This window comes from Pseudomonas sp. (assembly GCF_050739655.1).
In the GTDB taxonomy this organism is placed as follows: domain Bacteria; phylum Pseudomonadota; class Gammaproteobacteria; order Pseudomonadales; family Pseudomonadaceae; genus Aquipseudomonas.
On record NZ_JBOIBY010000308.1, the window covers coordinates 1 to 13,297 of the forward strand.

At 58.6% G+C, this 13,297-nt stretch carries 12 protein-coding genes; 5 read left to right on the plus strand and 7 right to left on the minus strand.

The features are described from left to right. Positions 1 to 92: 92 nt before the first annotated feature. Complete coding sequence (locus tag ACRESJ_RS14790; RefSeq protein WP_431758553.1) at positions 93 to 836, minus strand: phosphatase PAP2 family protein; 744 nt, start codon at positions 834 to 836, stop codon at positions 93 to 95. 219 nt (positions 837 to 1,055) lie between these two features. Between ACRESJ_RS14790 and colR the strand changes: the two genes are divergently transcribed. The 5 genes from colR (at position 1,056) to ACRESJ_RS14815 (ending at position 4,508) form a co-directional block, all read left to right on the plus strand. Next, entirely contained in the window at positions 1,056 to 1,739 is a 684-nt protein-coding gene (gene colR, locus ACRESJ_RS14795; protein WP_020799911.1) for a two-component system response regulator ColR, read from the plus strand. Then, positions 1,729 to 3,012 carry a sensor histidine kinase gene (locus tag ACRESJ_RS14800; protein ID WP_431758554.1) on the plus strand — a complete coding sequence of 428 codons (1,284 nt, stop codon included), beginning with the start codon at positions 1,729 to 1,731 and terminating at the stop codon, positions 3,010 to 3,012. The genes colR and ACRESJ_RS14800 overlap by 11 nt, the downstream gene beginning before the upstream one ends. A gap of 155 nt (positions 3,013 to 3,167) precedes the next feature. Continuing rightward, complete coding sequence (locus ACRESJ_RS14805; RefSeq protein WP_431758555.1) at positions 3,168 to 3,836, plus strand: class I SAM-dependent methyltransferase; 669 nt, start codon at positions 3,168 to 3,170, stop codon at positions 3,834 to 3,836. Positions 3,837 to 3,840: 4 nt separating this feature from the next. After that, positions 3,841 to 4,287 (plus strand): lipopolysaccharide kinase InaA family protein, encoded by a 447-nt coding sequence (locus ACRESJ_RS14810; protein ID WP_431758556.1) that lies wholly within the window; start codon positions 3,841 to 3,843, stop codon positions 4,285 to 4,287. Beyond that, on the plus strand, positions 4,284 to 4,508 hold the full coding sequence (locus ACRESJ_RS14815; RefSeq protein ID WP_431758557.1) for a hypothetical protein: 225 nt from the start codon (positions 4,284 to 4,286) through the stop codon (positions 4,506 to 4,508). The genes ACRESJ_RS14810 and ACRESJ_RS14815 overlap by 4 nt, the downstream gene beginning before the upstream one ends. 68 nt (positions 4,509 to 4,576) lie before the next feature. On the opposite strand, the gene ACRESJ_RS14820 is transcribed toward ACRESJ_RS14815, so the two are convergent. From ACRESJ_RS14820 to ACRESJ_RS14845, 6 genes are all read right to left on the minus strand, one after another. Next, positions 4,577 to 7,615, minus strand: a complete 3,039-nt coding sequence (locus tag ACRESJ_RS14820) for a multidrug efflux RND transporter permease subunit (RefSeq protein ID WP_431758558.1) — start codon at positions 7,613 to 7,615, stop codon at positions 4,577 to 4,579. Positions 7,616 to 7,629: 14 nt separating this feature from the next. After that, entirely contained in the window at positions 7,630 to 8,778 is a 1,149-nt protein-coding gene (locus ACRESJ_RS14825) for an efflux RND transporter periplasmic adaptor subunit (protein WP_431758559.1), read from the minus strand. 167 nt (positions 8,779 to 8,945) lie between these two features. Then, positions 8,946 to 10,046, minus strand: coding sequence for a DUF1513 domain-containing protein (locus ACRESJ_RS14830; protein ID WP_431758560.1), 1,101 nt, complete (start codon positions 10,044 to 10,046; stop codon positions 8,946 to 8,948). 14 nt (positions 10,047 to 10,060) lie between these two features. Beyond that, entirely contained in the window at positions 10,061 to 11,125 is a 1,065-nt protein-coding gene (locus tag ACRESJ_RS14835) for an imelysin family protein (RefSeq protein WP_431758561.1), read from the minus strand. A gap of 27 nt (positions 11,126 to 11,152) precedes the next feature. Further along, positions 11,153 to 12,580, minus strand: coding sequence for a di-heme oxidoredictase family protein (locus tag ACRESJ_RS14840; RefSeq protein WP_431758562.1), 1,428 nt, complete (start codon positions 12,578 to 12,580; stop codon positions 11,153 to 11,155). 237 nt (positions 12,581 to 12,817) lie between these two features. After that, positions 12,818 to 13,297, minus strand: a 480-nt coding sequence (locus ACRESJ_RS14845; protein WP_431758563.1) for an imelysin family protein, incomplete at its 5' end; no start/stop codon positions are given.

Sequence of the window (13,297 nt, forward strand, 5' to 3'; positions counted from 1 at the left end):
GTCTACAGGTTTTTCGCGAGCAAGCTCGCTCCTACAAAGACCTTCATCGCTTAACTGACTGGCATTAAGGCTTGCCCGCGAAAACGGTCACATCAGGCGCTGACAGGATCGGCTTCGGCTGCATGCTCCAACTTCCCGGCCGGCCGATAAAGAATCCAGTAATACGATCCCAGACAAATCAGCCAGCAGAAAACCGCCGTCCACACGTTGTGTGAGAAGAAGTGCGCGCCCTGCATCATCCGTCCGATGGAAAACACGCTACCCAGCGCAAAGGCGAACACCAACGCAGCACGAGCCATGCGCGGACGACGGTCACGCAATACGAAGAACAACGCAAACAACGTAAATCCGGTTGCCGCATGACCACCGGGCCAGCACCGGCCAGGCTTTTCGGTGACCGGACGGGGGCTCAACAATTCGCTATAGGTCTCGTGGCCGCCAAACTGTTCAAGGCTCCACGGGCACTGCACTGCGGTAACTGCTTTCATGGGCGTGACGAAAGAAGTCGCCAAACCCAGGGATAGCACTAGACACCCCAGTTCCCGTTTGAACGGTTTGAGCCTGTCCATGAAAAACGAGCCAGTGAAACCGAGTATGGCTAGAATCGAGAACAAGATGACCACTTGTTTGGCGCGGTCATGCAGGACCGTTTCCAGAAAGTAGCTGTGTCGACCGATGAAGCCCCCAGCAGCCGGATCGTAGAAGAGTTTCGCCAGGTCCATGTCCAGGCTCGTCAATTCGAGCAGTGCCAAACCGATTGCCGCAACGGCGGGAACACCTAGGCACACCCAGAAGTTCAGTGGGCGAGAAGCAGTGCGTGCAGAGATAGAAACCATGACAATTCCCGGGTCAGTGAAATGTTCTTGAATGCGCAGCCGCGCGCAGTTTGAACCCGATGCTGTCTACAAGCTGTGAACCGATAGTAAAAAAAACGTTGAGCGTTCAATCGGCCATTGCGGTGCACAGACAACAGCACGCAAGCCTAGCCGTGAGACAAACTTGGCCTTAAGCTGCGCGGGCCATGACGGCCGTTACTGTGTACGGAGAAGATGCCCATGCGAATTTTATTGGTTGAAGACAACCGCGATATTTTGGCCAATCTGGCCGATTACCTGGGGCTCAAAGGCTATACCGTGGATTGCGCACAGGATGGTTTGTCGGGCTTGCACCTGGCCGCCACCGAGCACTATGACTTGATCGTGCTCGACATCATGTTGCCTGGCATTGATGGCTATACCCTGTGCAAACGGCTGCGCGAAGATGCCCGTCGCGATACCCCGGTGATCATGCTGACGGCTCGCGATCAACTGGACGATCGGCTGCAAGGCTTCAAGTCCGGTGCAGACGATTACCTGATCAAGCCTTTTGCCCTGTCTGAGCTGGCGGCGCGGATCGAAGCGGTCATGCGTCGTACCCAGGGTGGCGGTCGCCGCACCTTGCAAGTCGGCGACCTGAGCTACGATCTCGACACGCTGGAAGTCACCCGCGAAGGGCGCTTGCTCAAGCTCAACCCGGTGGGTCTCAAGCTGCTGGCGGTCCTGATGCAAAAAAGCCCGCACGTATTGCGTCGGGAAATACTCGAAGAGGCGCTGTGGGGCGATGACTGCCCGGACAGCGACAGCTTGCGCAGCCACGTCCATCAATTGCGCCAGGTAATCGACAAACCGTTCGCCAAGCCTTTGCTGCAAACGGTACACGGCGTGGGTTATCGCTTGGCCGAGGGCCGTGATGGAGTTTAAGCAGAGCCTTGCCCAGCGGATCATCATTGCCTTTGCGCTGATGAGTGCCCTGGTCGCGGGTGCCTTTGCCATGGGCATTGTCGCTACCGTACACCTGGTGGAAGAGAAACTGATTTCTGCAGGCCTGGGTGGCGATTTGCAGCGCCTGTTGCTGATGGACAGTGTTTCGGACTGGAGCCACCGGCCGGAGCCGGACCAGTTGTTCTACTTCAGCGGAGGGCGAGGTGATTTCGAGCTGCCCAAGGATCTACGGCATCTGGATTCCGGTTTTCATGAAGTATTCCGCGACCAGCTGTCGTACCACGCAATGGTTGAAATCGTCGATGGACGGCGTTATGTGCTGTTACAGGACCAGAGCGATTTCGAAGAGCGCGAGCGGGTGCTTTTCGCCGTGGTGCTAGTGGGTTTCGTACTCAGCCTGGCGCTCGCAGTTTTCCTCGGCTGGGTGCTGGCACGCAAGGTAATGGCCCCCGTTGTACGACTGGCCCGCCAAGTCCGGCACCGCGATCAGTTGCTGAGCCTGGCGCCGCCCCTGGCGCCGGACTACGCCGCTGATGAAGTGGGTGAGCTTGCGGTGGCCTTCGATGCGACTCTGGGTCGCCTGCGAAAGGCGTTGACCCGGGAGCGGTTGTTCACCAGTGACGTCAGCCATGAGTTGCGAACACCGCTGATGGTGTTGGCCAGTTCCTGCGAGTTGTTGTTGGAAAATCCCGGCATTGATCAGCGTGGTCGTGCTCAGGTAGAGCGCATTTCTCGCGCCAGCGAAGAAATGCGCGAGCTGGTGCAAACCTTCCTGATGTTGGCCCGCGCACAACGCGAAGACGCGAGTATGTCACCGCAGCAGACACTGAGTGGTGTCGCTGACGGGTTGATCAGCCTTTGGCGGGCACCGATCGAGGCCAAAGGCCTCACGCTGATTTTTGAACCGGGTCATCCACAGAGCATTCGATACAACGCCACGTTCCTGAATGCGGTAATGGGCAACCTGCTGCGTAACGCGCTGCATTACACCGAGCAAGGGTTTATCCGACTTTCCCTGACGGACAGCGGCTTTGTGGTCGAGGACAGTGGTGTGGGTATTCCCGAAGATAAACGTGAGGCCATGTTCCAACCTTTCGTGCGTGGTAGCGAGAAACGCGGGGAAGGCCTGGGGCTGGGGCTTTCACTGGTGCAACGCATTTGTGAAAACCAGAGCTGGAGCGTCAGCCTGACCAATATGGAGCCCAACGGCTGTCGGTTTCAGGTTGAACTGAATACTTCAGTCAAGAGTTGATCGACCGGAATCTGACCACGATCCATTGTCATTATTGCCTTGTAAAACCCTGTAACGTCCGGGGTTTTCACATAACATTTTTTTCACAAAGGCATGACCTGACGCTGACAAGGCGATACCTAATGTAGGCCATCAGAAGTACTGGAGACCTAATGATGGCCGGCCCGATCAAATTGGATTTTTCCGAAAAATACGACGACCAGCACGCGCAGCAATACCTGCACAAGCATCAGGATGGTACGAGCCGCAAGTTATCCCACTGGCGTGACGAGCAATTGGCGCGAAAGGCACTGTCCTCGGTCGGTGAGCCCGGGCTGGTCCTCGATTTACCCTGCGGCGCAGGGCGGTTCTGGCCGTTGCTGGCGGAAAAAACCAATCGCGTCATCATCGGTGCCGACAATTCCGAGTCGATGTTGAACATCGCCACCAAGGCGCAACCGGCCGATGTGGTGAAGCGGGTACAACCCTTGCAGACATCCGCATTCGACATTGCATTACCCGATAACGCCGTCGACAGCATTTTCTGCATGCGCTTGCTCCATCACATCGGTGAATCCGAGCATCGAATGACTATTTTGCGCGAATTCGAGCGCGTCACCCGTGACAGCGTGATTCTTTCACTGTGGGTGGATGGCAATTTCAAAGCCTGGAAACGCAAGCGCCTCGAACGGACGCGTGAGCGGGTGGGCTATCACAATCGATTTGTGTTACCGGCTGCTACTGTAGAACAGGAGTTTGAACAAGCAGGTTTCCGAATTCAGGAACGTCTGGACTTTTTACCGCTCTATGCCATGTCGCGTGTTTACGTACTACGCAAGAGGTGACCGGATGGCAGTGCAGTATGCGGCAGGATCGGATGTCTTTTTCCAGGATCACTTCGACTATTTCTGGAACCAGCGCGGTGAATGGGTAGAAGAGCCCAATGTTCGCCGTGGTGGAGAAAGTGGCGTGCAGCGCGTCATGGGTAGCGATGATCAACTGCTCTACTTCAAACGCCAGACTGGGCATATTCATTCCAGTTTGCTGCACCCGTTTGGCCGACCCACGGTGCTGCGCGAGCGTGACGCGCTGATCGGCGTTGACGAAGCTTCCAGAGTCGAGGCCGCCCTGATTAATCTGGAGAAGTGCCGCCAGCGCCTGAGTGCCCGCCAGGCGACTGCCCATGACATGAAACAACTGCGCCGCCACTCGTCGTTCAGCCCTACGGACTGGAAGAAACTGGTCTATTTTTATGAGACGGCGTTTGGCAGCGCTATCAAGGGTTTATCGCAATGAAACTCGAAGTTGCGCGAGGTTTGTTTTTGGTAGGAGCCTTGGCAGTCGCTTCACTCGCAGTGGCTGCGTGGGAGCAGCCACGCACGCAAGTTCTAAGCTCAGCGAGCGGTGAAAATTGCCCATTGCCGCGGGTCGTCAAGACCACCCAGGCCAGTAAGCCCGATAATGAGTTATTGCTGTTCATGTTCGGGCTTTCTCAAGGATTGAAGCCACAAAGTTGAAAACTTTGAAGTGTCCAGATAAAAGGCCTCGCGTGTGCGAGGCCTTTTTCGTTGAACTGCTTTCAGGGTTACGCGGGTTGTTTCGGTTTATCGGGTTTTGCCAGCAGCGTGTACACGCACGGCAATACAAACAGCGTAAACAGGGTACCGATCGACATCCCCGTGGCGATCACCGTGCCGATGTCGAATCGACTCACCGCGCCTGCCCCCGAGGCAATGATCAACGGCACCATGCCGAACACCATGGCGGCTGTCGTCATCAGTACCGGTCGTAGCCGAATGGACGCCGCTTCCTCCACGGCCTCACGCGGCGTCAGGCCCTTGTCCTTGCGCAACTGATTGGCAAACTCGACGATCAGGATGCCGTGCTTGCTGATAAGCCCGATCAACGTCACCAGCCCGACCTGGGTGTAGATATTCATGCTCGACCAGCCGAGGAACAACGGAATCAATGCCCCGCAGATCGACAATGGCACCGTTACCAGGATTACCAGCGGGTCTCGAAAGCTTTCGAACTGCGCGGCCAGCACCAGGAAGATGATTGCCAAAGCGAGGGCAAAGGTCATCCACAATGCGCTGCCTTCCTGCACGTATTGCCGCGATGCGCCTGCATAGTCGATAGCGAACCCCACGGGTGCTTCTTCCTGGGCGATCTGACGCACCGCATCGATAGCCTCCCCCATGCTGACCAGCGGTACGCCAGACAGGATCGCCGAATTGAGTTGCTGAAACTGGTTCAGTTGTCGCGGTCGCGCACGATCCTTCACGCTGATCAGGGTCGACAGGGCCAACAACTCGCCTTTGGCGTTCTTCACGTAATAGTTGTTCAGCCAGTCCGGGTTATCCCGGAACGGTCGTTCGACCTGTGCGATGACTTTGTAGCTGCGACCTTCAATGGTGAAGCGGTTGATTTCCGCTTCTCCCAGCAGGGTGGCGAGTGTTCCGCCCAGGTCCTGCATCGATACGCCCATCTGGGCCGCTTTGGCGCGATCGATATCCACCACGACTTCCGGTTTGTCGAAGGCCAGATCGACATCGACGAAAGCGAACTTGCCGGACTCCATGGCGCGCTTTTTCACTCGATCGACTACTTGCAAAAGGAGCTCATAGTCGTTGGCCGTATTGATGACGAACTGAAACGGCAGCCCCTCGCCGGTGCCTGGCAGGGAAGGCAGGTTGAAGCCGAAAATCTGTAACCCGGGGATGCTTTCCAGTTTTGCCTGAACATCGGGCAGGATCTGCATCTGAGTCCGGCTACGTTCGTTCCAGGGTTTGAGCAGGAAGCCACCGATACCCGATTGCACACCGTTGAAACCGTTGATCTGGAATGACGAGTAGTACTCGGGGAAAGCCTTGAAGATCGAGATGAATTCGTCGGTGTAGGTGTTCAGGTAATCGAGGTTGGTGGGTTGCGGGGCGTTGGCGATCATGAAAATGATGCCCTGGTCCTCGTCCGGTGCCAGTTCCGATTTGGTGAACTTGAGCAACACTGGAATCAGGCACAGCACGATCACCGCGAACACCAGCACCACCGGCCGGGTATTGAGCGTGCCGTGCAGCGTGCTCTGATAGCGGCGTTTGAGATTTTCGAAGATCAGGTCAAGGCGGTGCGCCAGGCCGCTGGGGTTTTCATCGTGGCGCAGCAAGTAGGCGCACATCATCGGTGACAGGGTCAGGGCGACGATACCGGAGATCACCACCGCCCCGGCCAAGGTCAGGGCAAACTCCTTGAACAAGGCCCCCGTGAGGCCGGTCAGGAAACCGATCGGCGCATACACCGCAGCCAGGGTGATGGTCATCGAAACCACAGGCATCGCGATTTCCCTCGCGCCCTCGATGGCGGCGTCCAGCGGTGTCTTGCCTTCTTCGATGTGGCGGTGGATGTTTTCCACCACGACGATGGCGTCGTCCACCACCAGGCCGATGGCCAACACCATCGCCAGCAAGGTCAGCAGGTTGATGGAGTAGCCCATCGTCTGCATGAAGAACATCACGCCGATCATCGACAGGGGAATGGTGACCACCGGGATCACTACCGAACGCAGTGCACCGAGAAACAGGAACACCACCACAATCACAATCAGTACCGCTTCGAACAGGGTCTTGATCACTTCGTTGATCGAAGCCTGGATGAACAGCGTGGCGTCGTAGGCGATTTCGGCCTTGAGGTTCGGCGGCAGCTGGGCCTCGAGGTCCGGCATGATCTTGCGCACTTCCTTGATCACATCCAGCGGGTTGGCGCCAGGCGTGGCCTTGATGCCGATGTACACCGAGGGTGTGCCACCGAAGGAGCTGATGGTGTCGTAGTTTTCCGCCCCCATTTCCACCCGTGCGACATCACGCAGCAGTATGCGGCTATCGCCATCGACCTTGAGCGGAATCGCGGCAAAGGCTTCGGCGGACTTAAGTTCGGTACTGGCGTTGATACTGGTCACCACGTACTCGCCTTTTACCTCGCCGGCAGCCGAGAGAAAGTTGTACTGGCGCACCGCGTTGGTCACGTCGCTGGCACTCAGGCCGAAGCCGGCCAGTTTCACCGGGTCCAGCCACAGGCGCATGGCGAATACCTGATTGCCGAGAATCTCGGCATCGGCCATGCCCGGCAGTGTCGCCAGTTTTGGCTGGATCACCCGTGACAGGTAATCGGTGATCTGCGGATTGCTCAATTCCTTACTGAAAAAGCTGATGTACATCAGTGCCGAGGCGTCGGCGGCTTCCTTGCTCAGTACCGGGTCTTCGGCATCCTGGGGCAACTGGTTCTTGACCTCGTTGGCCTTGGCCAACAGTTCGGTAAACAGACGGTCGCTATTGGCGCCGATACGCGCATAGATCGAGATCACCGAGAAGTTCTGCCGACTGACCGACGTCATGTAGTCAATACCCTCGGCGCTGGCCAGGCTTTGCTGCATGGGCTGGGTGATGTAGCCCTGGATGGTTTCGGCGTTGGCTCCGGGGTAGGCGGTCGTCACCGTGATCAGCGCGTTTTCCATCTGCGGATATTGGCGCAGCGGCAACTTGCTCCAGGCCTGAAAGCCCAGCAGCACGATCAGCAGGCTGACCACGGTGGCAAGCACCGGGCGGCGGATGAACGGGTCAGTAAATGCCATTGGGAGTTCCTTGATCAGTCAGCGCGAGGCTGGCTGTTCTTTTCGGCCAGGGTCTTGTCGTCGCTGACGGCGATGTGTGCACCGTTGTCCAGTTTGATCTGGCCGGCCGTGACAACCGTGTCGCCGTTCTGCACGCCTTTGGTGATCATGACCAATCCGTCGCGACGCTCGCCGGTTTCGACGAAACGTCGCTCGGCAATCAGGATCGGTTGGCCCTTGTCGTCTTTTTCGACACTGCCGTCTTCGGCCTTTTTCTGGGCGGCGACATAGACCGAATTGCCATAGAGCGTGTAGGTAACCGCGCTTTCCGGCACGACGATACGTGGTTGTGGATTGGGCAGGATCACCTGCAGGCTGGCGAACATCCCCGGCAAAAGCTTGCCGTCGGGGTTGGCCAGGGTTGCGCGGACCTGCACGTTGCGGGTGCTGTTCTCTACTTTCGGGTTGATCGCACTGATGGTGCCGGGGAACACTTCGGTTGCAAACGCCGCGACAATGATCTGCACCGGCTGGCCGACGGCGATCTTCGTCACCGATTGTTCGGGAACGTAAAAGTCGACATAGAGACTGCTGAGGTCCTGCAAGGTGGCGATCATGGTGCCGGTGGCCACGTAGTCGCCGACGTCCACCTGACGAATGCCGATGGTGCCACTGAAGGGAGCGAGAATGCTTTTTTTGCCCAGCGCAGCCTTGAGCTGATTGACGGTGGCCTTGCTCTTCTTGAGGACTGCCGAAAGTCGGTCGAACTCGCCTTTGGAGATGGCTTGGCTACCCACCAGTTGGCTGCCGCGGGAGTAGTCCACCTGAGCCAGCCCGAGGTCAGCCAGTGCGGTTTCCAGCAGGGCACTTTCCACTGCGCTGTCGAGCCGCACAATCGGTTGACCCGCCTTGACCTTCTGCCCTGATTCGAATTGGACATCGACGACGGTCCCGTCGGTTTCCAGGCTCAGGTCTACGCCTTGCAGTGCCTTGAGCGTGCCGACCGTAGGCAGGCGTGCTTGCCATGGCCGTTCGGTTGCCGTGGCCACGGCGACGCTGATGGGCGGTTTTGGCGCGGAGAAGCCTTGGATCATCGTGTGGATGGAGAAGGCTTTGTACCCGGCCAGGACCAGCACGATCAACAGGACAACACCCAACATGATCAGCATGCGGCGACGCAGCATATTTCCAGTTCCTTGGAGAAAATCAGGCGAGACAGTGGGGAACATTACCGCGACTGGTAAAGGTAATCCAACTGCCAGTTTTTACAGGTTGATACGTGTTAGAGGGGGGAAAGCTTGAAAAGGTCGCCCGAACGTAACCTGAGCGTTCGGGCGATTTTCCGAGTTGACTACGCCATCAGATGAAGATGGTTGTCCCAGAGCCCTGCGGGTAGCTCTAGCGGTTTTGCGACCAAGTTTGCCTGACGGCAATCGTAGTACCGGCAGCGACCCTGGCCCGAGGTCACGACAAACCCGTCGGCCACCGCGCCAACGCCGGCGCAATCGGGCAGTGGCGCATCCAGGCGCACTTCGCCGCTGTCCAGGTCCCAGATGAAAAAGCGGTTGCCCCGTGGTGCGGTCAAGGCCACCAGCCGCAAGTCGCTGTGTACCGCGACACTGGCGGTGTAGTGCCCCATGGCCTGCAATTGTTGCTCGGGCACCGGGAACGCCACGAAGGGTTGGCTTGGGCGCTTGATCGCCAACAGTTCCGATTGCTCGTGGGACGCGCCCATGAACTGCTGGCCGGCGACGATGGTGCCATCGCTGGCAATCCCGAGGTGGCGCACGCTGTTCATTTGCTGGGCCAGGGTTTCCTTGCTCAGCAGGGTGCCGTCGCGTTGCATCAGGACCAGGCTTGGCTCCATGGCATTGAGGTTCATCTCGACCCGGCTTTCGGCTTCCGTGCGGATGCCACCGTTGGCAACCACCAGGGTTTCGCCGTCGGGCATCCACGACACCTGATGCGGGCCAATACCGTGGGTGGATATCTCACCGCTGTGTACCAGTCGCTCACCTTCGAATTTATAGACACCGAGCAGGCCGCGACCCGGATCGCTGGTGTCGTTTTCGGTGGCGTACAGCCAGTCGCCGCTCTGGTGAATCACCGCGTGACCATAAAAATGCCGGTTCGGTCGCGATGTCACCGTTTGCAGCAATGTCCCGTCGCGCAAATCGATCAGGTAGCTCTCGGTACCCGGCCGACGGGCGACGAACAGTGCGATCGACAATGTCGGGTGGTTGATGATGTCGTGGCAGCGCTGGCCGACCTGGGTGGCGAACACCCGGGTGCCGTCCAGACGATAGCCGACGGCGTAATGCTTGCCGTCAGTGTCGTCCCTCGCCGAGAGCAGCAGCGGGCTTTGGTCCTTTTGCCGGAACAGCTTCCAGCCGCCCAGCGTCACCGCACCGAGCAGCAAACTGCCTAATGTCAGAGCCTGGCGTCGCAGCATGGCACTCGCCCTCATCAGTCACCGTCGTTGGCGTTGAAGCCCAGTTGGATGCCCAGCGCCTTGGCCAATTCGCCTTCATGCAGGCGATGGACGACGTTGAGGCTGTCGTAGAGTTCGTTGAGTTGTTGGCGACCGGCGTCGTCATTGAGCATTTCAGTCAGCGAGCGCTTGTTGGCGGCGAACAGTTTCAACGACGCGTCATAGGCTGCGTCGATTTTCTCGGCCAACGGCTTCTGGTCGCTTGGTAGCAAGTTGCGCAGGCCTTTGTTGTCGACACCTTCCCACACGGTTTTGGCTGCCGCGAGGCTGGCTTGAAGGCCGGCCAGGGAAGACTGGCTGCGCCATGCATCGGCCTGGAACGGTTGTGGAACGCCCTTGGTCTGACGGCCCATTGGCGTGCCGAGCTTTTTCTTCAGGCTATCGAGGGCGGTGACTTGTACACGCAGCAGATCGGCAATCGCTTCATGGGAGTCGGCGTAGCGCTGGTTCGGGAATTTGCTCATCTGCGCGAGCATGCCGTCGGTGTTGTTCCAGCTTTTCAGGATGTCTTCAGCCAGTTGTTTCTGGCGCTCGCCAATGGCGATCAGCAGCGGGCAGTACTTGGCCTTTTGCGCTGCGTTGGCCACATCGGGCTTGCTGTCGAACAGGATGTATTCGTAGGCCGACAGGCCTTGCACCACGACGCTGGACTTGGCCAATGCCGCTGCGTCGATTTGCGGTTGTGCGGTGATCAGTTGCTCGACCTGACGGCCGACCAGGTTTTTCTTGTCTGGCCAGAACTGCACTTGCCAGGCACGGTTGCCCTCGGCCAGCGGTCCGATCAGCAGCGGTTGCAGCTCGGCCCAGGCTTTTTGTGCATGCAGGAAGTCGGCGCGGGCGGTTTCGAGGGTTTGCTTGCCTTCGCAGTAAGCGAGGGCGCTGACAGCCAGTTGGCGGTCGGCTTCAACCCAGCGTGTGTAAGTCGGCAGAATCACCGATTTGGCGATGGCTGCCGAGGTGACCGCTTGTGGGTCTTGTGGCGAACAGGCGCCCAACGCTAGCGCGGCAAGGCTGGTGAACAATAACTTGGGACGAAACATGTCGGGCTCCCGCAGATTGAATGCGTATTAAAGGGAATTCAAAAACGCCAGCAACGCAGCGCGCTGCTCGGCATTGAAAGACAAAACCTGTTGCTGCGCCGCTTGCGCTTCGCCGCCATGCCACAGCACGGCTTCGAGCAGATTGCGGGCGCGACCGTCGTGCAAGAACTGGGTGTGGCCACTGACGGCTTGAGTCAAGCCAATGCCCCACAACGGTGGCGTGCGCCAGTCGCGACCACTGGCCTGGAATTCAGTGCGGTTGTCGGCCAGGCCGTCGCCCATGTCATGCAACAGCAAATCGCTGTAAGGGCGAATCACTTGATTGGCCAGTTCAGGTTCGGCGGCGTTGGCGACGGTGGTGTATTTGGGGGTGTGACAGGACTGACAGCCTGCCTGGTAAAACAGACTCTTGCCGGCCAGCACTTCAGGTGCGCTGACGTCACGACGCGCCGGTACGGCGAGGTTGCGGGTGTAGAACAGCACCAGACGCAGGATGTTGTCGCTGACTTCCGGCTCGCCATCGGGGCCGTTGCCATTGGGTGCCTGTTTGCAGTCGGCTTGTGCGTCGGTGCAGTCATCAAATGGTCTCAAGCTGGTCGTGAGGCCCATGTCACCGGAAAACGCATGAACATTTTGTTGATTGAGATTCGGCTGACCGGCCTTCCAGCCAAAACGCCCGAGCACGGTTTTCTGCTGCACGTCATCCCAAACACGGTTCGGGCGCCCGGCGATGCCGTCATTCGCCTTGGCCTGCGCCTCGGCGTTGGCCAGGATCGCCTCGTCGGGGATCGCTTCGAGCAAACCCAGGCCAATCATCGGCGGCGCAACCCGAGCCGAGAAACGGGTGTCTGGGTGCATCGGGCCGTAATTTAGCTGGGAGATGTTCAGGCTCGGCTTGCGCAGTTCGATCTCGGTACCGTCCTTGAAGCGAATCGGCACCGGCGTGTAATCGACTCGCACCTTGCCTTCAGGGGCGACGCCGGGCACGGCCATGTCCTGGAACTGCCCACCGTAGACGGGCTCCGGCACGACGCCCTGTTGCTCGATGAGCTTGGCATAGGCCGGGGTATCGGGGATCGACAGGCGCACCAGCATCGAAACAGCGTTGGAATCGCCGAGCTCTGGCGGGTGGCCGCGACCGTCCCTGATGTGGCAGCCCTGGCAGGCGTTGGTGTTGAACAGGGGGCCGAGACCATCGCGGGCAGTGGTTGTCGACGGGGCGATCACCCAGGGGTTACGGAAAAAGCTGTTGCCGACGCTGAAGTCCACGCGCCGGGAGGGCGGCAGGTTGGCGGAGGGCAGGGAGAATGAATTCTGATCGGTCTTGCGCACGGTTGCGCTACCGCCGGAGCGGGCTTCACCGGGTTCGGCTTCGGTAAAACGCGGGGCGTCATCGCAGGCACTCAGGCCCAGGGCCAGAAACAGTGCGGACAAGCGAAGAGGCAGCGAGGGCATCAGACATCCTGCAAGACGTGCAAAACAAGGGCGCAAAGTCTAACAGGACAGGCAAGTTTGAATAAGAGGAATTATCGTTTGCTTTGATTTGTAGGAGCTGCCGCAGGCTGCGATCTTTTGATCTTGCCTCTAAAAAGATCGCAGCCTCGTTTCACTCGACAGCTCCACAGGGTGAGCGGTTCTCCGGGAAATGAAAAAGGCGACCCGAGGGTCGCCTTCTTGTTCAGCCAGCGTTGATCAGAATTCGTGATCAGCGTTGTCCGGGTTCAGGTCGCTGATACCCAGTTTGCCAGCGGCGGCTTCGATCGAACCGGTCTGTTTGACCAGGGAAGCGATGGCGTCGCGCACGATCTGGTTGCCAGCGGTGTTGCCGGCAGCGATCAGTTGGTCGTAGTGCTCACCCTTGTTGGCGTGATCGACGATCACCTGCATCTTGGCTTCAGTAGCGGCCAGATCGGCTTTCAGTGCGGTGTCTGCCGCCGGGTCAACCTTGGCCACCAGGGACGACAGGCTGGCGCCGGTCATTTTGGTGCCGTCGACGCGGGTGTATTCGCCCAGGTACACGTTACGAACGCCTTTGGCATCGTAGAACTGCGAGTTGTGGGTGTTGTCGCTGAAGCAATCGTGTTCGTCTTCAGGGGAGTTGGCTTCCAGGGAAACCTTCATGCGCTCGCCCGCCAGTTCGCCCAGGGACAGGCTGCCCATGCCGAACAGCAT

Excerpts from the sequence above, each read along its gene's own strand:
- ACRESJ_RS14790 (WP_431758553.1), bottom strand. The coding sequence starts at position 836 with ATGGTTTCTATCTCTGCACGCACTGCTTCTCGCCCACTGAACTTCTGG.
- colR (WP_020799911.1), top strand. The coding sequence starts at position 1,056 with ATGCGAATTTTATTGGTTGAAGACAACCGCGATATTTTGGCCAATCTG.
- ACRESJ_RS14800 (WP_431758554.1), top strand. The coding sequence starts at position 1,729 with ATGGAGTTTAAGCAGAGCCTTGCCCAGCGGATCATCATTGCCTTTGCG.
- ACRESJ_RS14805 (WP_431758555.1), top strand. The coding sequence starts at position 3,168 with ATGGCCGGCCCGATCAAATTGGATTTTTCCGAAAAATACGACGACCAG.
- ACRESJ_RS14810 (WP_431758556.1), top strand. The coding sequence starts at position 3,841 with ATGGCAGTGCAGTATGCGGCAGGATCGGATGTCTTTTTCCAGGATCAC.
- ACRESJ_RS14815 (WP_431758557.1), top strand. The coding sequence starts at position 4,284 with ATGAAACTCGAAGTTGCGCGAGGTTTGTTTTTGGTAGGAGCCTTGGCA.
- ACRESJ_RS14820 (WP_431758558.1), bottom strand. The coding sequence starts at position 7,615 with ATGGCATTTACTGACCCGTTCATCCGCCGCCCGGTGCTTGCCACCGTG.
- ACRESJ_RS14825 (WP_431758559.1), bottom strand. The coding sequence starts at position 8,778 with ATGCTGCGTCGCCGCATGCTGATCATGTTGGGTGTTGTCCTGTTGATC.
- ACRESJ_RS14830 (WP_431758560.1), bottom strand. The coding sequence starts at position 10,046 with ATGCTGCGACGCCAGGCTCTGACATTAGGCAGTTTGCTGCTCGGTGCG.
- ACRESJ_RS14835 (WP_431758561.1), bottom strand. The coding sequence starts at position 11,125 with ATGTTTCGTCCCAAGTTATTGTTCACCAGCCTTGCCGCGCTAGCGTTG.
- ACRESJ_RS14840 (WP_431758562.1), bottom strand. The coding sequence starts at position 12,580 with ATGCCCTCGCTGCCTCTTCGCTTGTCCGCACTGTTTCTGGCCCTGGGC.